This is a genomic window from Couchioplanes caeruleus (assembly GCF_003751945.1).
GTDB lineage: Bacteria > Actinomycetota > Actinomycetes > Mycobacteriales > Micromonosporaceae > Actinoplanes > Actinoplanes caeruleus.
The window spans coordinates 4,296,773-4,320,159 of the sequence record NZ_RJKL01000001.1; the positions used below are offsets into that span (position 1 = coordinate 4,296,773).

A 23,387-nucleotide genomic window follows, 5' to 3' on the forward strand; every position below is an offset into this window, starting at 1 on the left:
CGCGGCTCACCAGGATGGTCCGCATGACCAGATTCTTCTTCGGCAACTGGGTCACGCGGGGCTATCTGTTCGCCGTCGCGATGGCCGCGGCCATCCTGCTGGGCTCCAACCTCGCTACCGGCGACCACGAACCGTCCTTCGCGGCGGTGTACCTGATCGGTCTGACCGCTCCGGTCTCGGTGATCTTTGCGCCCGTCGCCCTGCTCGGCGAGGGCTGGACCGCCACGGCGATGCTGTGGCTGAGCGTGGCGGCCGGCGTCCTGCTCAACACGCTGCTGATCAACACGATCGTCGGCGAGGTCGGCAAGTTCCACTCCCGCCGCGCCTGACCGGCCCATCGTCGGCGAAGTCGGCAAGCTCTACCGCCGCCGCGCCTGACCGGCCCATCGTCGGCGAAGTCGGCAAGCTCTACCGCCGCCGCGCCTGACCGGCCCATCGTCGGCGAGGTCGGCGAGCTTTACCGCCGCCGCCGCTGCGTCCGACCGGCCGGGCGGCGGCGCCGCGGCCGGGCCGCGTTCGTTATCGGTGGCCGTGCCGTGCGCCTCAGTAGGTGCCGTTCGACCCATTGTCGTAGTGGCCGAAGCCCACGGCTCGGCTGGCCGGGCCGGGGCCGCCCCGCATCCCGCTGGGTGCGCTGCTACGGCGCCCCACGACGGCCACCAGCGCGGCGGCGAGAACCACTACTCCCACCATCCCTGCGATCATCATGTGAGCAGCGTAGGTGGCCCGCGCCCGCTCGGCCCTCGGCTGATCGGGCCGGGCGATCAGGCGGGCCGGCGCCAGTCGGCCAGGATGCCGCGGGTGGGGGTCCACCCGATCGCGGCGTACTCGGCCAGGCCACGCAGCACGTACGGGTCGTCGGCCATCAGCTCGCGGGCCTCAGCCTCGGTGTCGACGCCGAGCAGCACCACGCCGCCGACCGCGGGGTCCTGCCGGCCGGCCGAGACCACCAGGCCCCGCTGCTCCAGGCCCGCCACGAAGGCCAGATGGTCGTCCCGGGCCCGGTCCACCTCGTCGAGCGGGGCCAGGTACGTCGAGATCATCAGGTACATCGCGGTTTCCCTCGGCGTTAGCTGGTGGGCCAGGTGCGGAAGTTGTACGAGCTGCGGCTGGGCGTGGGCCCCCGCTGGCCCTGGTAGCGCGAGCCGTAGACCGCGGAGCCGTACGGATGCTCGGCCGGGCCGGACAGGCGGAAGATGCAGAGCTGACCGATCTTCATTCCCGGCCACAGCTTGATCGGGAGATTCGCCACATTGGACAGCTCCAGGGTGACATGCCCCGAAAAGCCCGGGTCGATGAACCCGGCCGTCGAGTGCGTCAGCAGGCCGAGCCGGCCCAGGCTGCTCTTGCCCTCCAGCCGGCCCGCGAGCTGGTCGCCGAGAGTGATCACCTCGAGCGTCGACGCCAACACGAACTCGCCCGGGTGCAGCACGAACGGCTCGCCATCGCCGACCTCGACCTCGGCGGTGAGCTCGTCCTGTTGCTCGGCCGGGTCGATGTGGGTGTAGAGGTGGTTGTTGAACACCCGGAAGTAGCGGTCCAGTCGCACGTCGATGCTGGACGGCTGCATCAGCTCCGGCTCGAAGGGCTCGAGTGCGAGGTTGCCCGACTTGATCTCGGACACCAGGTCACGGTCGGAGAGCAGCATCGGCACACCATACCGACCTGCACTCTACGGCGTGTCGAGTGGTCGTCTCGTACATATGTTCTATATGATGTCGCCATGGCTTCCTGGTCCGAATTCGCCGCCGCCGAGCCCGACCTCGCCGCGGCCATCCGTGCGCTGTTCCAGCAGTACGGCCCGGGCATGGGCTACCTCGCCACCGTGCGCCCGGACGGCGGCCCGCGCGTGCACCCGGTCTCGCCGGTGATCACCGACGAGGGCCTCTACTGCTTCATCGTCGACTCGCCGAAACGCCACGACCTGGAACGCGACGGCCGGTACGCCCTCCACTCCTATCCACCGGAGGAAAGCGACGACGAGGCGTACCTGACCGGTCACGCCCACCCCGTCACCGACCACGCCACCGTCAGCCGGCTCGCCGACGCCCTGCGCGCCTCACCCCGCATCGACTGGCGCCTGTTCGAGCTCTCCATCGACACAGCCATGCTCCGACGCCACGGTCCCGCCGGCGCCCTACCACTGGCGATGACCCTTCGATATCCGCCAATCACCCTCAAGTGGCTCGCTTCGGCACCGACGGCCACCGCGACCTCAGCCACGACGGCGACCCTGGCGACACCCACGGTCGACCCCGCGAAACCCCACCCGGCCCCACCACCGGCAGTCGCCATCGGCCACGCCGATGTCGTCGCCCCCTGCCCGCCCGCGGCCGCCGCCAACCGCACCGAGCCGGCGGCGACCTCTCCCGCGGCAGCCTCACTCCACGTCCACCTGCGCGGCGACGCCTCCACGCCGCCCGCCATCGGTCGACCGCCACACCCGGCCTTCGCCGGCAGCGGGCGGTCCCACGCGCCTGACAAGGACCGGCCCCGCGAGCCCGAGGAGGATCGTTCACGTCCATCCGAGAAGGAGCGTGCATCCGTGACGGGCCGATCACCCAGCCGTGAGAACGGCGGCAGCCTGCAGGCCGCCGGCGTCTTTCTCCAGGACCTCACCCGGGCCACCACCAGTGCGTAGGCGCCGGCCGGACACCGCGATCTGCGTTCGCGGGGCGCTGCCAGGCCAGGAGGGAACTGGGCCGCGCCACGTCCGGCCGGCACCTACACAGGGCGGCTCCGCCACAACGCCCGCGAATCGGGTACAGTGGGGCCGCTCGCGGGTGTAGTTCAATGGCAGAACATCAGCTTCCCAAGCTGACAGTGCGGGTTCGATTCCCGTCACCCGCTCCACAGTTCCACCGCAGGTCACAGCACTAAGAAACGGCCCGGCCATCGGGAGATTTCGATGGCCGGGCCGTTTTTGCTAGGGATTTGCTGGAGAGCGGGGTTTTATACCCCACCTGAGACGGCACGGAACGACCGTCGCCGCCGCTTCCGCCGCCGTCTTGTCCACCGTTTCGATCAGGTGTCCGTAGGTGTCGCTGGTCAGGCTGATCCCGGAGTGACCGAGCCGCTTGGAGATGACGGCGATGTCGACGCCGGCTTGGATGTGCAGCGACGCTGCTCCGTGCCGCATGTGGTGGAGCGGGACCTCGGGCAGCCCCCGCTGCGGCCGGTCGCAGGAGGCCGGGTGGTGCCACCGGCGACCGCTGACACCGAGCCTCCGCCGCCGGCGCAGAAGGGCCGCTCCGCTGCGTTGCGCAAGGCAGCGCGCAGGCACACCAGCCTGTCCCACAAGGACCGGCGGGAGCTGCTCGGCGTCGCCAGCACGGCGCCGCTGGCCGACGAGGAAGAGCAGGCCAATGCGGCGATGGTGCAGCCGCCGCTGGAACCGAACGACTTCGCGCTGCACCCCGAGCGGTCACTGATGAGCCCTCAGATGACGCCTCACGAGGCGGCTCACGGCGACGAACACGCCGGTGAACACCCCCTATGACATGTCGTACGCGCACGTCACGCACGCGGAGGAGGACTGGTGGAACGGAACCGACTGATGAGAGGTACCACTCCTACTAGTGTGCTGCGCCGGAAATTCGCCTACAAAATCGGGCGAGTGATTCGAGGATCTCTTCGGCGGTCTTGGTCCAGATGAACGGTCGCGGATTGCTGTTCCAGTCGGCGATCCAGGACCGGATGTCGGCTTCCAGGGCCTGGACGCTGTTGTGGGTGCCGCGGCGGATCTTCTGGTCGGCGAGGAAGCCGAACCAGCGTTCGACCTGGTTGATCCAGGACGAGCCGGTCGGGGTGAAGTGCATGTGGAAGCGGGGATGTTTCGTCAGCCAGGCCCGGATGGCGGGGGTTTTGTGGGTGCCGTAGTTGTCGCAGATCAGGTGCACGTCCAGGTCGGCCGGGACGGTCTTGTCGATGGTGATCAGGAACTGTTTGAACTCGGTCGCGCGGTGCTGGCGGTGCAGTTCGCTGATGACGGTGCCGTCGGCGGTGTCGAACGCGGCGAACAGGCTGGTGATGCCGTTGCGGTGGTAGTCGTGGGTGCGGCGTTCGGGCATGCCGGGCATCATCGGCAGGACCGGCTGGGAGCGGTTGAGGGCCTGGATCTGGGACTTCTCGTCCACGCACAGCACCACGGCTCGTTCGGGCGGATGATGGTAGAGGCCGACGACGTCGACGACTTTCTCGATGAACTGCGGGTCGGTGGACAGTTTGAACGTCTCAGCCCGGTGCGGCTTGAGGCCGAAGTCGCGCCAGATCCGGCCGATCGTCGACTTCGACAGCCCGGACTTCTCCGCCATCGACGCGCGTGACCAGTGAGTGGCGTTACGCGGTGTCTGTTCCAGGGTGGCGACGACGACTTCTTCGACCTTGTCCAGGGCGATCGACGGCGGCCGGCCCGGACGTTGTTCATCGATCAAACCGTCGAGACGTTCGGCCAGGAACCGCCGCCGCCACTTACCCGCAGTGGACAGGTGTACGCCCAGAGCCGTTGCTACATCAGTGTTCGCGGCACCTTCGGCGCACGCCAGGATGATCCTCGATCGCACAGCGAGGGCCTGCGAAGACTTCGCCCGACGCGACCACCGGGTCAACGTCGCGCGTTCCTCATCGGTCAACACCAGCGGTGCAGTCGGGCGCCCGGTACGTGCCATCAACCCACCCTACACCGACTTATCAGGCGAATTTCCGGCGCAGCACACTAGCACTTCAAGCTCTGCCCCTACCGGTGCCCGCCTCACGGCGTCCGTCGTGGCCGGCGAACTCATGAGACTCACCCCACGAGACCTACCAGCGGCCCGGCTCGCAGTCATGGTGGTAGACCGTCGGCCCCATCGGTGCGACGACGGTGGCCGGACGCGGTGACGCGCTGCCCCGCCCGGCCGCCGTACGCGGCGCCACGGCCCGGCTCGCCATGTCCGCGACGCTCGGGGACCTGGTGACCCCCAACGGGTTCTTCGTGGTGGACGGGATGGTTCAGAGGCGGCATATCCCCCGGGCTCGGCACAAACCGTGGTCGCCCGTTGCATAGGCCACCCGTTCGAATAGAAATGTCATAGAGAATCGACAATCAGTAAGCGCACTAGACCTCGGACATGGTTGATGCTGCCGGCACCCACGACGGCAGCCCCACCCGGCCAATCCAACACGGTCTCGCTTTGGCTTCTCACGACCTCTTCGGGTCCTATGACGAAGGACCACGCCTCGTCAGCGATCCCTGATCGCGCCTCGACCAGGTACGACGACGCCTGGTGATAACCGTCTCGACCCACATAGCTTCCGTGACCACTCCACTTGCATTCCAGCATCAGGGCACGTTTACCAGGCAGGCACAGCATGATGTCTGCCCCGATGGCCCTCTGGTTCCTACTCACGCCCGCCGTTGCTGCCTTGTACGGCGATGCCACCCGGTAGTGACGGGCCGCCCCCGAGGCCTCGAACCACAGGTCCCAGACATGGGGCCCGATCCTGAGTTCGAATTGGGGTCCTGACGACTCACCTGCGCTCAGGGGCGCTCTCCATAAGACGCGCCCTCCGAGCGACCGAACAGCCGCGAGTACCTCTCCCAAGACCGAGAGGTGGAAGAGACGCCATTCCAGCTCGGGATCCGGCTCTATGAGCTCGAACGCGAGGAAGTCTAGGTCGGTTTGGGCTCGCAGGAGTGACGCCGCCACCATGGCAAGTGTGGACCAGGGGCGACCAGAGCTGGCGAGCGAGCGGAGATCGAGACGGTCCGGGCAGAGCGCCTCGACATCGGCTAGATCGGTCTTCACCACTTCGATCATGGTAAATACAGGACGCTCGATGCGACCGACGAGGAGCGGGGCAGCGGTGCGCACGTCCCGCACCATTCGCTCGAGGTGTCGCGCTGTCCACGCCAGCGCCTGCAGTGCGCTTTCGTCCTTGACCCGCGACCGAGGATGCCCGACGAATGCCTTCGGTGGCCAGCCATAGCGCCTGCCTGTCGTTGCCCAGTCTATGGGCCGGAGCGGGCGACTCGACACCTCCCGAGCCGACGTCGTCATAACCGGCAAATTCTCGCGCCACGTCGCCTCGTTATCCGGGAGGAGGAGAAGGGCACTTTCCATCTTCTCTAGCAGGACACGTGCCGCTCGCCGCTCAATGGCTGTCGCGGACCAATGCACGTCCATCTCGACGCCCGTGACAGCGCTTAGCGCGTCAAAGAGTTGGCCGTCGCTGTTCCATCCGCGGAGCAGCACTTCTAGGCCACGCCGTGGAAGGGTCAGAGCCGTCAGCTCAGGACGTTCCGTTGCGAGCTCACCCATGTCCACTGTCCCTGTGGTAGCGCGGCTTCATCGTTGACGATCCGTTCGCCGAGCGCATCGAAGGTGCGGTCGTCGAAGCCGGCCAGGTACCGGCCGATGCCCATGACGTAGGCCTCAGCGAGGAGCTCCGCGAGAAGCGGCGTCTCCTCAGCCTCCGGTGCTTCCTCCTCTGGGTCGGCTGGCCCCGTAGGGGCCGTAGCGTGAGGCGCTATCGTCGACAGCCCGGCAAGCAGGTACTTGGCCATTCTAAGAAATACTGCCGGTCCAAGCGCGGTGCTGTCGTCCGCCAGGTGTGCTGAGTAAAGGCCCGAAATCGCGGCGACCGCGTCCGCGCCGAGATCAGGAAACGACTCCTCGAGCAGCTGGGTAAATTGTCCCGGTCGAATCGCTGGAACCGGAATGACGACGAAGCGGCGAGAGAGTGCCTGACCGAAACGGAAGACTCGCTGTGCGTCCTGGGGGTTGTAGGTTCCGAGCAGGCGAAATTCCGTGCCCGCGAGATAGCGGCGAACGTCGGCGTTCTCATCTACTGTCGACTGGCGCCCAACGCCCCACCCCACGTGCTGGGGCTGGCCCTCGTGAGCCGCGGAGCGGCCGACTTCGACTTCCTGGTCCGAAAGCCACGTCATTAGTGGTCCCATGATCTTATCCATGTCGCCACGGTTGGTCTCGTCGAGAATGAGCCACCGATTGTCCTCGATGGCGTTCAGGAGGGCGCCCGACGACCAAGTGAGTACTCCGTCGGGATTGGGGGCCATGCCGCCGATGAGGTCGAACGCCGTCCAGCTCTCATCTGGCGTGCGCCAGAGCGGGTTGGGATCGAAGCCGGCCTCGAAGCCGTAGCGCTCTGGGGTAGCGGCGACCTCACCCAACACCCACTTGAGAAGTGTTCCCTTCCCGGTGCCGGGCGGGCCAACCAGGAGGATCGAGGACGTCGTCTTGAGTGCGAGGCGAAGCATGCGCTCGACTCGCGCATCCACGCTGATCGAGACTGCGGCGGCGGCCGGGAGAGCCACCTGGGCTCCGGGAGTCGGCGTTTGCTGCGCTGCGGGCGCTTGCACGACCACGGCCTCTGGGGGCTGGAGTGCCTCGGGGATCGTGGTTTCGTCCCATTCAATGGCGCCGAGCAGCGGGACCCCAAGGGACTGAGGCGAGGTGATGTGCGATAGCTCGGCCTGAGTCATTCCGAGCCTGTTGAGCAACTCCATCTGTGCCGTCGCCCAGTCGTCTCCTGGCGCGAAGTCATTGTTGCGCAGCACGAGCACAGCCAAGGATTGCCAGGAAGGACGCTGAGGAGGTAGCGCCGGTCCGAGGATCGTGGAAGCGTTCGGGAGCAGACCGTTCCGTATGTCGTTGTTCACGAGCAGTGACGTCGAAAGCTTGACCGCACGGGTGTTGTTGTTCCAGACCGTCTTTCGCCCAGAGTCCTCGAGCTTTAACCAGTCGTAACGACATGGGCGGAGCCGACCGAGTTTGTGATTCGGGAAGACGCCGAAAAGTTCATCCACAGCCCTTGGAACCACATGCCACGGGTCCTGGCCATCGCCGTTCGCACCGACCCACTTCATGGTAAGGAACACGTCGTACGCCGACGCCACCTTCGTCTGGTAGTTGAGTCCCTGGAAGTCGGCGAGCGCCGCGTTCATCGCCTCAGCGCTGAGTCGCATCCCAGCAGGATCCTCTCGGGCAGCAGCCAGATGTCAGGTGCATGTTGCCAGATCTCGTCGCGCTAGGTAGGCGCGGGGTGACGGACTGAACCCGTGATCAGTGCTCTTAGGATCAAATCGGTGAGCCGCCACCCCTCCTGTCGGAGGCGGGCTCTAGAGTTCGCGGCATGAGCACCGAAGGCCTCCCCCCTGCCCCACAACGGCGGAGGCGTGTGCCTCAGCCGACGACCCCCGAGCTGCCGAACATCTACCCGCGTACCGCCATCGCGAAGTTGGACCGCAAGTCCTACCAGGGGCGACCCGAGACGCTCCCCGTCGAGGACGTGGCACCCGTCGTGGGGATGGCCGAGTCATTCATCCGACGGATCTTCGGCAACAAGAGGAAGCTCACGGTCGACGAGGTCCTCGAGCTCCTCGACCAGGACGCATTTTCGGAAACCTTCGTTCCTCGTAGCCGCGTTCTGGACTATCTGCTGTCTGAGCTCGACGCCAGCGTGCGCTCGATCGAGTTCCCCCAGGACCAAAAGTGGGACCTCATCAACGGCGACTTCCTGCAGGTCGTTGGCGCGCTGCCCAAGGCTAGCGTCCAGTGCGTCGTGACCTCGACGCCGTACTGGGGCATGCGTATCTACAAGGACGCCTGCCTCGTGCGCTGGGCAGATGGCGAAGAGTGCGCCTTCGGCCACGAACAGACGCCAGAGGGTTTCATCCGGCATACGATCGAGATTCTGCATCGGCTGCGCCCAGTGCTGACGGAGTCAGCGTCGGTCTGGTGGAACCTTATGGACACCTACATGACGCGGACCCAGATTCGTAGCAACGCCTACGAAGCACTCCAGGCCATGGACGGCCGGAACCGGATGAAGTGGGGGGACCACGAGCACCACCGCTACAGCGCCGGCCATTCCTACATCAAAGATGGCGAGCAGTGCGGTATCCCGGCTCTGGTCGCAGAGCGAGCTAGTCGCATCGGGTACTACACCAAGAGCATCATCACGTGGGCGAAGATCAACAGCTTGCCTGAGCCCCAGAACTCCCGCGTGAGCCGCAACCTTGAGTACGTGCTGCACCTCTCGACCCAGCGCGCACCAAAGTTCGACAAGGGCGCATACCGCAGGCTAGGTGCCAACCTCGGCGGACGCAACGCACTATACGAGGGCGACAAGCTCTCCGACGTCTGGGTGATTCCCGTTTCGTCCGGGGGCGACGGACACGGGGCACAGTTTCCGCTGGCGCTGCCCGGACGTTGCATTGCGATCTCGACCAATGCGAACGACATCGTCCTCGATCCCTTCATCGGGTCCGGCAACACTGCCGTGGCTGCGCTCACGCTCGGTCGGCGCGTGATCGGCGTGGACGTCTCCCAGCAGTACCTGGACCTCGCCGAGGCGAAGATTCGCGAGTTGGACCAGCGCCTCCCAATAGATTTCTGCGCCACGGCCCCACAGGAAGAATTTCAGGCTGACCGGAAGTGCGGCTGAACAGGTTTGCTCTTACGCCATCTCAGTACGTCCTCAGTGACAAGTTGTCAGGAAGTCATGGCGGACTCGTACTGGACCGTGTGGCGTATCTGGGCGGCGGCCTCGGCGAGGTCCGTCACCGGCTGCGGATGGGCGCCGTACGGGGTGAGGAAGAGCAGGATGCAACGGGCGACCGTCTCCCCGGTGGCGACGTGCACAGCGGTGGCGTACGCGGCCATCTGGGGCCGGTAGTAGTCGATGCGTGCGTCGAACGCTGCGGTGGGTACGGCGTCGGTCTTGTAGTCGACGATGACCAGGCCGTCGTCGTCGCGGTAGAGCAGGTCGATGATGCCTTCGAGGATGCGGTCGCCGAGGGTGGTGCCGACGTAGGTCTCGCGCCAATGGGGTCGGGTGGCTGCCTGCTGCACGACGTCGGAGTCAAGGGCGGCGTGGGCGAGCTGGGTGACGAGTTCGGTGTGGTCGGCGACGCCTTCGGCGAGGGCCTGGGCGGCTACAGCGTCCTGCAACCCGGAGCCGGTAGCCAGGTCGACCGATTGCAAAACGCCATGGACGGCGCGGCCGATGGCGGTGCCGTAGCGGCCCTTGTTCCACGGTGGTAGTTCGAGGTCGCGGGGGTTCTTCGCCAGGCCTGGGTCGCGGGGTTCGCCGAGCCGGTCGGCCTCGGCCGGGCGGACGGTGGTGTGCGTGCCTTCCAGGTGGGAGGCGCTGACGGCGGAGGGGCGTGCTGCGGCTGTCTGCGCCTGGCTGATTCGGTCATGCCACTGGTCGTACGGCGGTGGTGGTGTCACGGCCGGGGGCGTTGGGCGGTGGCCGTCGGCGGTCGTGGTCGGCGTGAGGTCGGGTGCGGGTGGGGCGGCGTCGGCGAGCAGTTCGGCGCTGGTGAACCCGCCTGGGGTGCGGGGTGCGGTGCGGGTCTTGCGGTGCAGGGAGACGACGAGGTGGTCGCGGGCGCGGGTGCAGGCGACGTAGAGCAGGCGCAGGCGTTCGTGGTGGCCCATCTGTTCGTCGAGGGGTTTGGCGGCCTCGAACGCGGTGGTTTGCAATTCTTTGCGCAGGCGCACTTCGTAGCCGCCGGTGCGGGGCCAGAGCACCTCGACACCGGCGCGGGCGCCGCCGGCCCGGCTCGTCATGCCAGAGACGACGACGATGCCGAACTCCAAGCCTTTGGCGGCGTGGATGGTCATGATGCGGATGGTGTCGGTGTCGGTCTCGGGGAGGATGGCCTCGGCGACGCGGGCGGTCTCGCTGGCCTGGCGGGCGGCCCAGCTCAGGTAGCCGCGCAGGCTGGCGTGTTCGGCGTCGGTGAAGGCGCGGGCCTGGTCGACGACGAAGCGCAGCCTGCGCCAGATATCTCGGGCGTGCGGGGAAGCGGCGGCGACCTCGTACATGCGCCGGTCGTCGATCAAACGGGTAAGGACTTCGCTGGGGGCGAGCCAGGCGCGGTCGTCGTGCAGCCGGCGCAGATAGGCGATCGCTCTGCCGACCGGATGGTCGTCCGCGAGGGTGGTCGGTGCCGGGGCGAGCAAATGGACGCGGCCGCCGGCCCGCCGCCAGGTGTAGAGGTCGTCGTCGCCGCAGCCGAACAGCGGTGTTCGCAGGGCGGTGAGCAAGGCGAGGGCGTCGCTGGGGTCGTCGGCGGCGCGGGCGGCGGTCAGCAGGTCGCGGACCTCGCGGGTGCGGTAGACCAGGGAGCTGGCGGCGGAGTGGTAGCCGATGCCGGCGGCATCGAGGGCGGTTTCCAGGTGGGGCAGGCTGGTGCGGGCGGGGACGAGGACGGCGATGTCGCGGAGTCCGGCGTCGCGCCAGCCGTCGCCGTCGGAGACCTGCCACCGCTCGGCCAGGATCGTTTGGATAGTGGCGGCGACGTCGGCCGCCTCGCGGGTGCGCAGCTCATCGGCGTCCGGGTCGTCGCCGTGGGGTTGGGCGCCGAGGGTGATGACCGGCGGTCCGGTCGGGGGTGTCGGGCGGACGGCGTTCAGCGGGCGGTAGGCCGGTTGGGAGCCGGGTTCGGCGACGATGAGGGTGCCGAAGGTGGTGTTGATCCAGTCGAGGATCGGTGCGCCGGTGCGGAAGTTGGTGTCCAGCACGACGGGAGCGCCGAGGTGTTGTCGGGCGCGCAGGTAGGTGGCGATGTCGGCGCGGCGGAATCGGTAGATCGACTGTTTGGGGTCGCCGACGACGAACAGGCTGCCGGCCGGCACGTGGACGTCGGTCCAGTCGGTGGCGTCGGCGTCGGCGCCACCGGCGATGCGCACGGCCAGCTCGACCTGGATGGGGTCGGTGTCCTGGAACTCGTCGAGCAGCAGCCGCCGGTAGCGCTGCTGGAGCGAGGTCCGCACCGTCGCGCCGTGCTGGGGGTGGCGTAGTAGGTCGCGGGCGAGGACGAGCAGGTCGTGGAATTCGAGGCGGCCCTCGGCCCGGCGGGCGGCGGCGTCGTCGAGGGTGGCGCGGCCGATGCGGTGCGCGAGGCGGCGCAGCGTCGCCTCCAGGACCCGGTCGCGCAGGCTGGTGGCGGCGGTCGCCAAGTCGCGGCAGGCGCCGCGCAGTTCGTCGAGGTCGACGGGGCGCCAGTTGCCGGCGCGGCCGTGCCGCCAGGCGCCGCCCAGCGCGAGACCGAGCACGGTGAGCCGGGCCGCCTCGTCAGGTGCGGCGGCGAGTTGCCGTGCCCAGTCGGCCAGATGCTCCAGGCGAGCGAGCATCTTGTCGTCGTCGGCGCGGCAGTGCGCGCGAAGCACGAGGATGCGTTCGGCCTCGGTGAGGAGGGTGTCCACGTCCACCGGCGGCGGGGGATCGCCGGGGGCGGCGAGGACCCGGTCGGTGATGAGGTCCCAATTGGCGGTGAACGCCATGGTCAAGGCGCGCAGGTCGTCCAGGCGCATTCCGGCGGCCATGGCCAGTAGCAGGGTGTCGGCCAGCTCCGGGTCGTCGAGCAGGTCGGCGCGCAGGGTGGTCCAGCGGTTGTCGAACGCCACCCCTGAGGTCACCTCGTCGAGGATCTCCACCAGCGGCGGCAGCCCGGCCTCGATGGGGTGTTCGCCCAGGATGCGCTGGGCGAACGAGTGCAGGGTCCCGATCGCCGCCTTATCCAGGTCGTCCACGGCCTCGCCGGCGCAGCGGGCGTCGGGCGCGGCGGTCGCGGCGTGGGCTTCGAAGGCGACCCGGAGCCGGTCGCGCAGTTCGGCGGCGGCCTTCTCGGTGAACGTGACCGCGGCGACCTGCGGTAGCGGGATGCCACTGAGCACGGTGGCGACGACGCGGTCGACCAACGACTTGGTTTTGCCGGAGCCGGCGCCGGCCTCCACGAACAGGGTTTCGTCGAGGCGGTCCGTGATGCGGTGGCGCGCGTCGGCGTCGCCCAACGGTGCGGTCACCTGGTCACGTCCGGGTCGATCAGGGACAGGTAGGCGGCCAGCCGAGGGTCGGATCGTTTGTGGGACCACCGGGTGCGCAGTTCGGCGACGCCGAGGCCGTCCGGGTCACAGTAAGGGCATTCGACGTGGCCGCCCCAGCCGTCCTCGTCCGGTGGCCGGTGCGGGAACAGCCCGGCCGCGATCCCGTCGACGATGACCCCGAGTGTCTCGGCGAAGGTGTGTTCGGTGGGTTCGTCAAGGACGAGGGCGATGCGCCGGCCTCGGTCCTTGCGCAGGAACCAGTACTCAGCCGTGACCGCGGCCTGGGGTGCGTCGAGGGCGGCGCGGGCGGCGTAGCCGTACACGGGTAGTTGCAGTTTCGTGCCGCGCGCGGTGGGGTCGGTCTGGTCGAGGTCGGCGAAGCTGCGGCTGCTGCCGGTCTTGTAGTCGACCACCACGATCGCGTCACCGGCGCGGTCGACGCGGTCGGCGCTTCCGCGCAGGAATACGGTGCGGCCGTCATGCAGCGCTACCTCGACCGGGAGTGCGCCGCGCATACCGAAGGCCAGCTCGGAGCGGACCTGGCCGCGGCCGGTCGCGGCGCGTAACTGCTCGTCGTCGTCGAGGAACAGGTTGAGGTCGGCCAGGATGCGGGTCAGTTCCTGCCGCCACAGCAGCCGGTGCCCGGTCACCCCGCGCACGGCCAGCTCAGCGGCGACCTCACTGGCGATACGCTGCAGGTCGGCCCGCTGGGCGTCGCTCCAAGGAGTGTTGCCGGCCGGGACGGCGCCGGCCTCGGCCTGGGCGGCGAAGAACCGGTCCAGGGCTAGGTGCATGAGGTTGCCCACTTCCAGGGGGCTGATGTGCAGCAGTTCCTCGGGCGATTCCACCGGGGAGACCCGCAGTAGTCGGGCGGCGAAGTACCGGTGTGGGCAGCGAGTCCACGCCTCCAGCGCGGTCGGAGAGAGCACCGCCCCGGCGGTCGGGTCGGGCACGTCGAGCCCGGCGAGGTCGCCGTCGAAGCGGGTGAGCCGGTCGCTTGCGTGGCCGCGCCGCATGTCCAGCGCTGCTGCCACCACGTCGTCGCCGGGCAGGGTCTGCTCGAGCGGGATGTCGCGGGTGTGGGCGGCCACGGCGGCCCGGGTCCGCCATTCCTGCAGTGTCGCGAGCTCGTCGGAGCCGGTGAGGCTGGCCGCGAACGACGGCGAGCCAACCAGGAAGTCGCCGCGCGCCGACTGCCAACGCGTGGCGTCGACGCTTCCGTTGCCGGAGCGGCTGCGAAGGGTCGGCAGCAGCCACCGCGACGGCAATCGTGTGGTGCTCTGCCGTAGGTCGCCGCGCGGGAACGATACGACCACCTCGGGTGCGGCGGCCAGTGCCGCGAGCAGGTGCCGGTGCTGCCGGTCGACGCGGTCGCGTAGCAGCGGCAACTGTCCACCGGTCAACGCGCGTACCTCATCGGGGAGCAGGGCGTCGGTGCCGAGCCGTCCGGGCACCAGTTCCTCGGCTAGCCCGAGAACGTAGACGATGTCGACGTCCAGGCCGACCGCCGCCGACAGCGGCGCCACCAGGACTCCCTCGCCGAAGCGGCCGTGGCGGGGAAGGTCCGCCGCGAGCTCCAGCTCCAGGGTCAGCCGCAGCGCGGTCAGGTCGGCGGCCGCCGCTACCGCCCCGAGCCCGGCCATGCCGGCCAGCGAACGGGCTACCTTGTCCGCGGCGCGTAGCTCGTCCTCGGGCAGCCACGCCTCGGCATCAAGGTTGCCGACCAGGGCGCCGTAGGTGCGCTGTGCCCAGGCCGACAACGCCGGCCAGGCGGTCAGGCTTTCCCCCTCGTGCAGCCGCTCGCGCAACTCACCGACGAACTGCCGCAGGGCGTCGGCGATATCGGCGTCGCTCTCCCGGCGTGAAATCACCTCTTGCCGAGGGGCCTCGCATGCCCGTTCGGTGCCGGCCGCCAGGCGCTCCTGGGTGGCGTACGCCTTGAGCCGGATGTCCCAGTCATCGCCGGCCACCACCCCCGCTGACCGGGAGATCCGCTCCCAGCGCGCCGCCGGAACCCGTCGGCCCGCGGCGTCGCGTACCGGCGCGGACGCGAGTACCGCCATCACCTCGTCGCGGCGCCAGCCGTGCTCCGGCAGTGCCAGCAAATCCAGGAACGCCCGGGCCAGGCTGCGCTCGATGGTTGGGCGGACGCCGGTGCCGTTCCAGGCTATCCCGGCCGCGTCGAGATGCTCCGCGAGCAGCCGCGCATACGGGGAGGCGGAACCGTAGAGCACCGCCACCCGGTGCGCGGGAGCCTGCTGCAGTGCGCCGGTGAGCAGCCGGATAACGCAGCGGACCTCGTCATCGGCGTCCGACGCGTGCAGCACCCCGGCCGCGATCGGCGGAGGGAACTCTGCCATGCGCGCCGCCGGGCCAAGCCATCGGAGCGACGACATGGTGGTGGCGTCGACGCGGGTGTCACCGGTGCGGGCTGCGACGACATGCAGGTCGGTAACGGACGCCAGCTGGGCCAGGAACGCGACGGCCCCTGGCGGCAGCTCGTCGGGAAGGAAGAAGACGACCGTACCGATCTCGTCGGCGACCCTAGGATTTCGACCCAGCGCCTCGGTGGCGGCGCGGCGCAGGTCGGAAACGTCGTACCAACCTGCCGCGAGGGTGGTGACGACTCGGTGGTGCAGGCGGACAAGGTTCGCCGCAATCGGGCCACCGTTGGCGCTAATCGCCGACAGACCCGCCTCATCGACTTCCCGTAGCTGGCGATGCGCTGCGGCAAGCGCCCGAACAGTCGTCGGATGCTGCGCTACCGGCGCGAACAGCCCTGGCTCCTCGGCGAGGGCCCGCCGCCACGCGGCGGCGAGCACGGCCTCGGTCGCGGGACGGCGACCGGCCCCCACCAGGGCTGCAGCCGCGACCTGCTCGGCCAGACGATCGACCGTGAGTACTGCCAGGCCGGCGATCCCCGGCCGGCCGTGGACACCACCGGCGAGGGAACGGCGCGCCAGCACGCCCGCGAGATTCGTCGGCACCAGCACGGTCACCGGCGTCAGCAGGTCACCGTCCTTAGCGTCCGCCACCGTCCGGCGTAGCGCCTCGTGCGCCACCGACCCGTAGCCCGTCCAAGTCACCGCCACGGGCGGCGCTCCAGGTCATGGGCATACGGACGCATTGACACGGGCTCCCCATCGTCGTCGGAATGGGCACCAACCGGGGGAGCTGGAAGCGGTGAATCGACTTCACGTTATCCACGCTGCGGCCACGGCGTTGGCGATTCGCCTCAACCTCGTTCGCGCGGGATGCCCTGGCACGGCACGACACCGGGCGGGCCGGCGCTGGGGAGGACCGGGCCTTTTCGCATGTTTGCCTGGGGGCCGAGCCCCCAGACCCCACGGTGCGGTGGTCAGCCCTCAGAACCAGACCCCACCTTGCGGTGGTTGCTCGAGGAAGTGGTCACTCTGGCTTCGGCTCACGTACTGCGTTGCTTGTTCCTTGGGGGTCGAGTTCCTTGAGCCGATGGTGGGATGGTTCGGGGCGCGTTCGGCTGTGTCGATCGGCAAGATCGTCGGGTAGCGTGACGCCGTTTGTCGGACGTGTGTCGATGGCGTCCGCGGATCAACCGAGCGTGGAGGACTGTTCTCAATGCCGATCATCGCACCGCGATCGGTCCCTAAGTGGGCTCCGGCAAAGTGGACGCAGAATTTCCAGACCGGTCATGACTGGAGCGTCACGGGCGGCAACGTGGGGTCGTCGAACCTCAATGACGCCACCGAGTTCGTGCGGGGCACGCAGTCGGTCTCGGTCACCACGGCCGGGCGTGCCACCGCCAACGGGGCGACGGTGGACCAGGCCAACATCCAGAAGTTCGGGGGCCAGGCGCTCAACCTGACCGGCAAGGCTATCCGCCTGATGTTCAAGGTCTCGGATGTCTCCAAGCTGCGGCACATCAACTTCTACGTCGGTACGGCCGGCCTGGCCAACTACTTCCGGTGGCGGGTACACACCCATACGAATACCCAGAACTGGGTGCAATCCGGCGAGTGGGTGCTGATCACCCTGCAGTGGGGTGACGTCCTTTCCGCCGGCGGAAGCATGTCTCTCTCGGCCGCCCGTGTCCCGTCCACGAGGACCGGGTTCACCGACCTCCGGTTCCAGGTGCTCGACGCCGGCACCGGTCCCGTCACGGTCCGGCTGCAGTCGGTCGAACTCGTCGAGGACACGTCGGTGGACTATCCGAAGGGATTGGTGTCGATCACCTTCGACGACTCCTGGTCGGATGTCTTCGACAACGCGCGCCCGGCGATGGACACCTACGGGTTCCGCGGGACCACGTACACGATCGCCGACCAGATCGGTACGGCCGGGCGGTACAACCTGGCCCAGTTGAAGGCGGCGCAGAACCTGTCCGGGTGGGAGGTCGCCGGACATGCCTACCAGGGCGCCGCGCACGCGGCACGGTACGACGGTGTGACCGCGGACAAGGTCGACGCCGACGCGGGAAACCTCCGGGCGTGGATGGTCAACAACGGTTTCCACAGTGACTCGTTCGCCTACCCGGGCGGGCGGTTCGGAAAGACGACGGACGGGGTGAGCGTCGAGGAGATCGTGGCGCGCTACTTCTCCACCGGCCGGTCCATCATCTCCGCCGACAACCGCGAGTCCACGCCGCCGCCGATGCCGCACCGGCTCCGGTCCGTCACGGGGATCAGTTCAATCGCCCCCGGCCAGTCGAACCCCGCCAACCTGACCGGTCCGGGCGGATTGCTCGACCGCGCGCAGCTCTCCGGCGGCTGGCTCATCCTGTGCTTCCACCGCGTCGTCACCACCACCCCGACGAACGACGCCGAATGTCACAAGGACGACTTCGCGGCAATCATGCGGGCCATCAACTCCCGAGGCATGCCGGTGCTGACCGTCGGCGAGGTCATGCAGTAAGGGAACCCGCCGCGTCTTCCTCGAGCTGAGTGAAGCCGCCGAGCCCTGCGAGGTGCTCCACCATCCGCGCACGCTGGTCGTCGTCGGGAAGGGGTCCTCGCAGGGCTTTCATGTTCTCTTTCACGTGTGCCGGGTTGCCGGTGGACGGGAGGACGACCGTGACGGCCGGGTGAGCCAGGACGTACTTCAGGAAGAACTGGGCCCAGGTCGTAGCGCCGAAGTCGCTCGCCCAGCCCGGCACCTGACGGCCCTCGACCAGCTTGTGGAGGCGGCCCGTCTCCAACGGCATGGTGGCGATGACGGGGATGCCACGTTCCGCGGCGAGCGGCAGGACGTGCTCCTCGGCCGACCGGGTGAGGATCGAGTACCGAACCTGGACGACGTCGACTTCGAAGTTCCGCATCAGCACTTCGATGGCCGGATAGTACTGGGTCTCGCGGTGACTGACGCCGACGTAACGGACCCTTCCTTCGTTCTTCCACCGGCCCAGCATCGGCACCACAGCCTCGGCGTCGGTCAGGTCGCCCACCTGGAGCACGTCGATCTGGTTCCGGCGCAGCCGTTCCTTGGAGGCCTGCAACTGACGCGACACGCGGCCCTCGTTCAGGTCTCCGGCGGCCGGCCGGAGGTTATGGGTCAAGAACATGCCGCTGGTGATGCCGAGATCGGTGGCGACCTCGCTGAACAGGAGTTCGGAGTCGCCGTTCAGCCGAGAGGTGTCGACCACCCGGCCGCCGGCCTCCCAGTACACCTTCAGAACGTCCCGCAGATGTGCCCGCTGTGCCGCGGGGTGCTTGTCGACGTTCACCGTGGCGGCCAGCCCGATCGCCGGAAGTCGCTCGCCGGTACGCCCGAGGGTGTTGAAGGTGAGGTTCCGGCGGGCCGAGGCGGCGTGCGCGGCCTGTCCCTGTCCGGCGGCCCCCGCAACGAGCAGCACGCCCGCCCCGGCCACGCCGGCGGCCAACACGCTGCGCCTGGTCGGTCGGCCGAGCCGGGATGCTGGTAGCCCGTCCATGAATGTGCCCCTCCGCGTTCCGCAGCATGGCCGAGACTGCTCGACCCGGGACACTAACCGAGACCGCTACCTATGGATACCCCGGCCCGGCCAGATCACGGGATGCAGAGCCGGCTGCGGCCCCTTCGATGTGACACTCAGTGATCCTCACGCTCTGTTGAGTGTGATCATGCGAGTCGCCACTGCGAAGAGGCCGGGATCGGTCACTCAGAGTTGATGTCCGCGGAGTCTCTCGGCGGGGTTGCGGGAACGCTCATGTCGTCTTGCGGCTGGCTTGAGGGTGCGGTGTCAAGGTTCTCGAGTCACGAACGCAAGGTGGAGGAACACAGAGATGAAGCTGGCACGCCTGGTCGCGGTCCTGGGTATGGCGATGGTCGCCACCACCCTGGTGGCTCCGCAAGCGGCTTCCGCGGCGACGCACGTGCCGGGTCCGCCGATGGGCCTGATGAATGTGCGGTCGCACGTGAAGGCCGCTGAGACGTTGGTCTACTGGAAGCCCGTCGCCGGGGCCACGAACTACCAGGTGACGGTCAGCGATGGCACTATCACCCGGCTGTACGTTGTCGCGGCCACCCAGAAGCTGAACGCCGGCGGGACGCACCAGTTGACGGTGTCGACGCCGAACAAGTGCTCGCGGTACCGGATCACAGTTGCCTCGCGGGACGCGCAGGGGCAGGGGACCAGCCGGTACATCATCGAGAAGTCCCTGGCGCCCACCGCGGTGATCAAGGCGAAGGCGGTGCGGTCGAGTGACCCGACCAAGGCGACCTTCACCTACTCCCCGCCGCAGTGGAAGGGCTACCTGGGCGGTCCGACCGGCGGGGCGACGCAGGACGACAAGGACAACCCCAAGATGAGCTTCACCAGCACGGCCGAGCTCGTCCGGGTCGCGGACAACAAGGTCGTCTCCACGACTACGTACACCTCGAGCAACTGGACCGCTCCCCGGACGCAGAGCTTCACCGGTCTCGACCCGGCGCGGGCCTACGTTTTGAAGATCACGAACAGCAACAAGTGGGGCACCTGCTCCAACCAGCTCGGCCGGGTCCTGCTCAACCCCAACGCCTGACGGCACCGACGGATCCTCGCCCGGCCCTGCGGCCGGGCGAGTCCTGTGACGAGCGCCAGGGTCAGTCGATCGACAGGAAGACGTTGTCGATCTGGCCGGCGTACTGGTCGTTGCCGTTGTTGGTGCCCTTGCCGCCCACGCGCAGCGGTTCGGCGTTGGCGATCGACAGGCGCGGCGGCACGGGCACCGATGCGCGACGTACGCCGTCGACGGCGAGTTCGAGGCGGTCGGCCGTACGGGTGCAGACCAACTGGTGCCAGGTGCCGTCGGCCACGTCGATCAGGGGCTCCGCGCGGTAGATGCGGTTGCGGCCGGCGATCACGCAGCTCGGGTGGCCCTGCCGGTGGTCGACCTGGAGCTTGAACTGGCTGATGCCGCCGACCGAGTACCCCTTCTGGAGGACGTTGGCGCCGTCCGCGAGGTCGCTGTGGGTCATCAGCACCGACGCGCCGTAGCGCATCGGGCGGGTGCCGGGGTTGAGGCTGTCGTCGCGGACGCCCTCGAGGATCGCCCGGGGGCATTCGCGCTCGCGCAGCAGGGTGCAGCGATCCGGGTATTGCACCGCCAGGCCCGCGCCCTGCGGGACGAGGCTGAGCGTGCCGCCGTTCTGGCCCAGGGGCCGCAGTTCGAAGCCGCCGCGTACGTCGGTGATCGGTGCCGTGACGCCGCCGTCGAAGGTGTAGCGGATGGTGACCGGGGTCGCCGCAACGCCGATCTTTCCCGCCTGCGCGGGTGCCGCAAAGCCGAAGGCGGCGGGCGTCAGGACGCCCCCCGACGGGCGGGGCATGATCAGTGGCGTGAGCCGGGGGGCGGCGTCGCTGCGCTGGGCGAAGTGGGCGACGGCCAGCAGGCCCGCGCCGAAGACGGCGGTGGCCGTGAGCGCGCCGAGCGGGCTGATCCATGACCGGCGAGTGTCGAACATGCGGTTATTGTCCGAAACTCGGGGAAAAGTGGTGGTCTCAAACTCCGGGGCGGCGCAAAAGTGGCGTAAACCACCCCAAAGAGGGTCCGCCGAATGGCCCAAATACTTCTTGCACCCGCAACCACCTGCCCGGTTGGTCAGGCACGCGGAGCCGCGGCTTCTCCGATCACCGCGTGCAGCACGTCGTCCAGGGCGATCACCCCTAGCGGGCGCCGGCCGTCGCTGACCAGCACGATGTGGCGCCGGTCCCGGCGCATCGTGAGCAGCAGATCGGCCAGGTTGCGGTCCGGCGGCACCACGGCCAACGGCCGGATGATCTCCGCCGGGATGGGCAGGCGGCGCTGCGCGCCCGCGTAACCCAGGACGTCCTTGACGTGTACGAAGCCCAGCACGCGCCTCGACTCGCGTTGCACGACCGGGAACCGGGACCGCCCGCTGCGGGTCGCCACGGCCTCGATCGTGGCCGGCGAAGCGTCGTCCGCCACCGTCGTCACCCCGGACCACGGCCGCAGGGTGTCGGCCGCCGTCCGTTCGCTGAGGCCCAGCGCCGCGTGGATGCGCTCGTACTGTTCCGTGCCGAGCAGCCCCTCCGACCGTGCCTGGGTGACCATGCCCGCGAGCTCCTCGGCGGTGAACACCGTCTTGACCGCGTCCGTCGCCTCGATCTTCCACAGGGCCAGCACCATGCGCGACGCCCAGCGCATCGCCGTCAGGACCGGGCGGGTCGCCGTACAGAAGGCGAGCATGAACGGGCCCAGGATCAGCGCCGAGCGCTCCGGGCCGGCCAGCGTGATGTTCTTGGGCACCATCTCGCCGACGACGGTGTGCAGGAAGACCACGACGCCGAGGGCCAGGACGAACGCGACCGGGTGGATCGCCTTCTCCGGCAGGCCCGCCGTCGTGAGCGGGCCCTCGATCAGGTGCGCGAGCGCCGGCTCGGCGATCGCGCCGAGGCCCAGGGAGCAGATCGTGATGCCGAGCTGCGCGCCCGCGATCATCAACGGGATCTGGTTCATCGCCGACAGGGCCCAACGCGCCGGGCGGGACGTCTCCGCGAGCGGCTCCAGGGCCGTACGCCGGGACGCGATCAGCGCGAACTCGCCGCCCACGAAGAGCGCGTTGCCCAGCAGCAGTATCACCGTGACCAGCAGCTCAGCCATCGGCGGGCTCCGGCGGTGCGACGACGCGGACCTGTTCGATGCGGTGCCGGTCCACCTGCATCACGGTGAACTCCCAGCCCTCTTCCTCGAGCGACTCGCCGGCCTTGGGGATGTGACCGAGGCGTGCGAGCAGAAAGCCGGCGAGGGTCTCGTACGGTCCCTCGGGCAGCCGGAAGCCGGTCTGCTCGGCGAGCTCGTCCTCGCGCAGCAGGCCGTCGACGAGGAACGTCCGTCCGCCGTCGGGCGCGGTCAGCTCCTCGCTGGCGGCCTCGACCACGTCCACGTCATGCTCGTCGGCGATCTCGCCGACCAGTTCCTCGATGAGGTCCTCGACGGTGACGACGCCGTCGGTGCCGCCGTACTCGTCGACCACGATCGCCAGGTCCGCGTCGGCGGCCCGCAGCGCCGCGAGGACCTTGTCCAGGCCGAGGCTCTCCGGGACGTACACCGGCTCGCGGGCCACTGCCGACACCGGCGTGGCAGCCCGGCGATCGGGCGCCACCCCGAGCGCGTCCGACACGCCGACGACGCCCATGACGAGGTCGAGCGTCGACTCGTACACGGGGAACCGGGTGTGTCCGGTCTCGCGCGCGACCGTGATGAGGTCCGCGACGCTCGCGGTGGTCTTGAGGCCGACCACGTCGACCCGCGGGGTCATCGCCTTGGCCGCGCGTTTCTCGCCGAAGCGGATGGTGCGGCGCAGCAGCGTCGCGGTCTCGTCCGGCAAGGCACCCGCGCGGGCGCTGATCGCGGCGAGCAACCCCAGTTCCTCGGGGGAACGGGCGCTGGCGAGCTCCTCCTGCGGCTCGATCCCCATGCGGCGGACCAGCCAGTTGGCGGAGCCGTTCAGCGCGCTGATCAGCCATTTGAAGAGCTTCGAGAAGGTACGCAGCGGCGCCGCGGTCGCCAGTGCCACCTTCATCGGGCGGGCCAGGGCGGCGTTCTTCGGTACGAGCTCGCCGAAGAGCATCGACACCAGCGTGGCCAGCACCAGCGCGAGCAGGTGGGTGATGGTGTCGGTGTGCCGGCCGCCGATCGGCGCGATGGCCGGCGTGAAGAGCCGGGACAGCGCGGGCTCGGCGAGATAGCCGGTCAGCAGGGCCGTCAGCGTGATGCCGAGTTGCGTGCCGGAGAGCTGGAAGGAGAGCTCGTGCAGCGCGTCGCGTACGGTCCGGGCCCGGCGTTCGCCCGCGTCGGCGCGCTTGTCGATCTCCACCCGATCGACGGTGACCAGCCCGAACTCGGCGGCCACGAAGAACGCGTTGCCTGCGGTCAGCAGCGCGAAGGCAGCCAGCGGGAGCACCGCGGTCAGGAGCAGGCCGTCCATGATCGGTTCACCTCGGCCCTCATTGTGCCGGAACCGCCCGTCTCATCGGCGTCCGCGGTGCCCGGATGCGCGCCGGAGTCGGCGTGGACGGATGAACATCGCCGAGGAATTCGCGTTGCTCGCCCGCCGTGACGACGGCTCTCCGGAGCCGCCGTGGCGCTCATG

17 protein-coding genes, 1 tRNA gene and 2 pseudogenes are annotated in these 23,387 nt (G+C 68.8%); 8 read left to right on the forward strand and 12 right to left on the reverse strand.

Annotated elements, in window-relative coordinates:
• The first annotated feature begins 23 nt into the window (after window positions 1-23).
• Window positions 24-329, forward strand: coding sequence for an SCO4225 family membrane protein (locus EDD30_RS19225; protein ID WP_071806402.1), 306 nt, complete (start codon window positions 24-26; stop codon window positions 327-329).
• 214 nt (window positions 330-543) lie between these two features.
• Here EDD30_RS19225 and EDD30_RS39220 read toward each other — a convergent pair whose 3' ends face one another.
• From EDD30_RS39220 to dcd, 3 genes are read right to left on the reverse strand one after another with little or no spacing between them, the layout of a single operon-like run.
• The gene (locus EDD30_RS39220) at window positions 544-708 is read right to left on the reverse strand and encodes a hypothetical protein (protein WP_170047482.1); all 165 of its coding nucleotides are present in this window, start codon (window positions 706-708) and stop codon (window positions 544-546) included.
• Window positions 709-764: 56 nt separating this feature from the next.
• On the reverse strand, window positions 765-1,052 hold the full coding sequence (locus EDD30_RS19230) for a YciI family protein (protein WP_071807521.1): 288 nt from the start codon (window positions 1,050-1,052) through the stop codon (window positions 765-767).
• 17 nt (window positions 1,053-1,069) lie between these two features.
• Window positions 1,070-1,648, reverse strand: coding sequence for a dCTP deaminase (gene dcd, locus EDD30_RS19235; RefSeq protein WP_071807522.1), 579 nt, complete (start codon window positions 1,646-1,648; stop codon window positions 1,070-1,072).
• 75 nt (window positions 1,649-1,723) lie between these two features.
• Between dcd and EDD30_RS19240 the strand changes: the two are divergent.
• The 3 genes and pseudogenes from EDD30_RS19240 to EDD30_RS19255 form a co-directional block, all read left to right on the forward strand.
• A pseudogene (locus EDD30_RS19240) lies at window positions 1,724-2,251 on the forward strand (pyridoxamine 5'-phosphate oxidase family protein); the annotation flags it as partial.
• Window positions 2,252-2,779: 528 nt separating this feature from the next.
• Window positions 2,780-2,853: transfer RNA gene (locus EDD30_RS19245), tRNA-Gly, on the forward strand.
• A 211-nt stretch (window positions 2,854-3,064) separates the two neighbouring features.
• Window positions 3,065-3,499 carry a hypothetical protein gene (locus tag EDD30_RS19255; protein ID WP_170208275.1) on the forward strand — a complete coding sequence of 145 codons (435 nt, stop codon included), beginning with the start codon at window positions 3,065-3,067 and terminating at the stop codon, window positions 3,497-3,499.
• A gap of 76 nt (window positions 3,500-3,575) precedes the next feature.
• Here the strand turns inward: EDD30_RS19255 and EDD30_RS19260 are convergent, their stop codons facing one another.
• Entirely contained in the window at window positions 3,576-4,667 is a 1,092-nt protein-coding gene (locus EDD30_RS19260; protein WP_123678074.1) for an IS630 family transposase, read from the reverse strand.
• 134 nt (window positions 4,668-4,801) lie between these two features.
• Here EDD30_RS19260 and EDD30_RS42060 point away from each other — a divergent pair.
• Window positions 4,802-4,975, forward strand: a pseudogene (locus tag EDD30_RS42060) (replication-relaxation family protein); the annotation flags it as partial.
• A gap of 91 nt (window positions 4,976-5,066) precedes the next feature.
• On the opposite strand, the gene EDD30_RS38355 reads toward EDD30_RS42060, so the two are convergent.
• Window positions 5,067-6,299: a hypothetical protein gene (locus EDD30_RS38355; RefSeq protein WP_143162645.1), complete on the reverse strand. Its 1,233-nt coding sequence runs from the start codon at window positions 6,297-6,299 to the stop codon at window positions 5,067-5,069.
• A complete protein-coding gene (locus tag EDD30_RS19275; RefSeq protein ID WP_084556335.1) occupies window positions 6,266-7,966 on the reverse strand; it encodes an AAA family ATPase in 1,701 nt (566 codons plus the stop codon). Before EDD30_RS19275 ends, EDD30_RS38355 begins: the two co-directional genes overlap by 34 nt.
• 167 nt (window positions 7,967-8,133) lie before the next feature.
• Here EDD30_RS19275 and EDD30_RS19280 point away from each other — a divergent pair, with 167 nt between their 5' ends.
• Window positions 8,134-9,447, forward strand: a complete 1,314-nt coding sequence (locus tag EDD30_RS19280; protein WP_084556336.1) for a DNA methyltransferase — start codon at window positions 8,134-8,136, stop codon at window positions 9,445-9,447.
• Between the two features lie 47 nt (window positions 9,448-9,494).
• Here EDD30_RS19280 and EDD30_RS19285 read toward each other — a convergent pair whose 3' ends face one another.
• Entirely contained in the window at window positions 9,495-12,818 is a 3,324-nt protein-coding gene (locus tag EDD30_RS19285; protein WP_071805030.1) for a UvrD-helicase domain-containing protein, read from the reverse strand.
• Window positions 12,815-15,931 carry a PD-(D/E)XK nuclease family protein gene (locus EDD30_RS19290; protein WP_071805031.1) on the reverse strand — a complete coding sequence of 1,039 codons (3,117 nt, stop codon included), beginning with the start codon at window positions 15,929-15,931 and terminating at the stop codon, window positions 12,815-12,817. The genes EDD30_RS19285 and EDD30_RS19290 overlap by 4 nt, the downstream gene beginning before the upstream one ends.
• Before the next feature lie 505 nt (window positions 15,932-16,436).
• Here EDD30_RS19290 and EDD30_RS19295 point away from each other — a divergent pair.
• A complete protein-coding gene (locus tag EDD30_RS19295; protein ID WP_071805032.1) occupies window positions 16,437-17,729 on the forward strand; it encodes a polysaccharide deacetylase family protein in 1,293 nt (430 codons plus the stop codon).
• Here the strand turns inward: EDD30_RS19295 and EDD30_RS19300 are convergent.
• The gene (locus EDD30_RS19300) at window positions 17,719-18,696 is read right to left on the reverse strand and encodes an aldo/keto reductase (RefSeq protein WP_071805033.1); all 978 of its coding nucleotides are present in this window, start codon (window positions 18,694-18,696) and stop codon (window positions 17,719-17,721) included. The two genes, EDD30_RS19295 and EDD30_RS19300, sit on opposite strands and share 11 nt — an antisense overlap.
• Window positions 18,697-19,075: 379 nt before the next feature.
• Here EDD30_RS19300 and EDD30_RS19305 point away from each other — a divergent pair, with 379 nt between their 5' ends.
• Window positions 19,076-19,813 carry a hypothetical protein gene (locus EDD30_RS19305; protein WP_071805034.1) on the forward strand — a complete coding sequence of 246 codons (738 nt, stop codon included), beginning with the start codon at window positions 19,076-19,078 and terminating at the stop codon, window positions 19,811-19,813.
• Between the two features lie 61 nt (window positions 19,814-19,874).
• On the opposite strand, the gene EDD30_RS19310 is transcribed toward EDD30_RS19305, so the two are convergent.
• The 3 genes from EDD30_RS19310 to EDD30_RS19320 form a co-directional block, all read right to left on the reverse strand.
• Window positions 19,875-20,735, reverse strand: coding sequence for a LamG-like jellyroll fold domain-containing protein (locus EDD30_RS19310; RefSeq protein WP_071805035.1), 861 nt, complete (start codon window positions 20,733-20,735; stop codon window positions 19,875-19,877).
• Between the two features lie 137 nt (window positions 20,736-20,872).
• On the reverse strand, window positions 20,873-21,895 hold the full coding sequence (locus tag EDD30_RS19315; RefSeq protein ID WP_071805036.1) for a hemolysin family protein: 1,023 nt from the start codon (window positions 21,893-21,895) through the stop codon (window positions 20,873-20,875).
• Window positions 21,888-23,222: a hemolysin family protein gene (locus EDD30_RS19320; protein WP_071805037.1), complete on the reverse strand. Its 1,335-nt coding sequence runs from the start codon at window positions 23,220-23,222 to the stop codon at window positions 21,888-21,890. Before EDD30_RS19320 ends, EDD30_RS19315 begins: the two co-directional genes overlap by 8 nt.
• Window positions 23,223-23,387: the final 165 nt, after the last annotated feature.

What these genes read in the sequence shown, in the direction of transcription:
- dcd (WP_071807522.1), bottom strand. Translation starts at nt 1,648, where the DNA reads ATGCTGCTCTCCGACCGTGACCTGGTGTCCGAGATCAAGTCGGGCAAC.
- EDD30_RS39220 (WP_170047482.1), bottom strand. Translation starts at nt 708, where the DNA reads ATGATGATCGCAGGGATGGTGGGAGTAGTGGTTCTCGCCGCCGCGCTG.
- EDD30_RS19260 (WP_123678074.1), bottom strand. Translation starts at nt 4,667, where the DNA reads ATGGCACGTACCGGGCGCCCGACTGCACCGCTGGTGTTGACCGATGAG.
- EDD30_RS19310 (WP_071805035.1), bottom strand. Translation starts at nt 20,735, where the DNA reads ATGTTCGACACTCGCCGGTCATGGATCAGCCCGCTCGGCGCGCTCACG.
- EDD30_RS19320 (WP_071805037.1), bottom strand. Translation starts at nt 23,222, where the DNA reads ATGGACGGCCTGCTCCTGACCGCGGTGCTCCCGCTGGCTGCCTTCGCG.
- EDD30_RS19280 (WP_084556336.1), top strand. Translation starts at nt 8,134, where the DNA reads ATGAGCACCGAAGGCCTCCCCCCTGCCCCACAACGGCGGAGGCGTGTG.
- EDD30_RS19230 (WP_071807521.1), bottom strand. Translation starts at nt 1,052, where the DNA reads ATGTACCTGATGATCTCGACGTACCTGGCCCCGCTCGACGAGGTGGAC.
- EDD30_RS38355 (WP_143162645.1), bottom strand. Translation starts at nt 6,299, where the DNA reads ATGGGTGAGCTCGCAACGGAACGTCCTGAGCTGACGGCTCTGACCCTT.
- EDD30_RS19275 (WP_084556335.1), bottom strand. Translation starts at nt 7,966, where the DNA reads ATGCGACTCAGCGCTGAGGCGATGAACGCGGCGCTCGCCGACTTCCAG.
- EDD30_RS19225 (WP_071806402.1), top strand. Translation starts at nt 24, where the DNA reads ATGACCAGATTCTTCTTCGGCAACTGGGTCACGCGGGGCTATCTGTTC.
- EDD30_RS19315 (WP_071805036.1), bottom strand. Translation starts at nt 21,895, where the DNA reads ATGGCTGAGCTGCTGGTCACGGTGATACTGCTGCTGGGCAACGCGCTC.
- EDD30_RS19295 (WP_071805032.1), top strand. Translation starts at nt 16,437, where the DNA reads ATGCCGATCATCGCACCGCGATCGGTCCCTAAGTGGGCTCCGGCAAAG.
- EDD30_RS19305 (WP_071805034.1), top strand. Translation starts at nt 19,076, where the DNA reads ATGAAGCTGGCACGCCTGGTCGCGGTCCTGGGTATGGCGATGGTCGCC.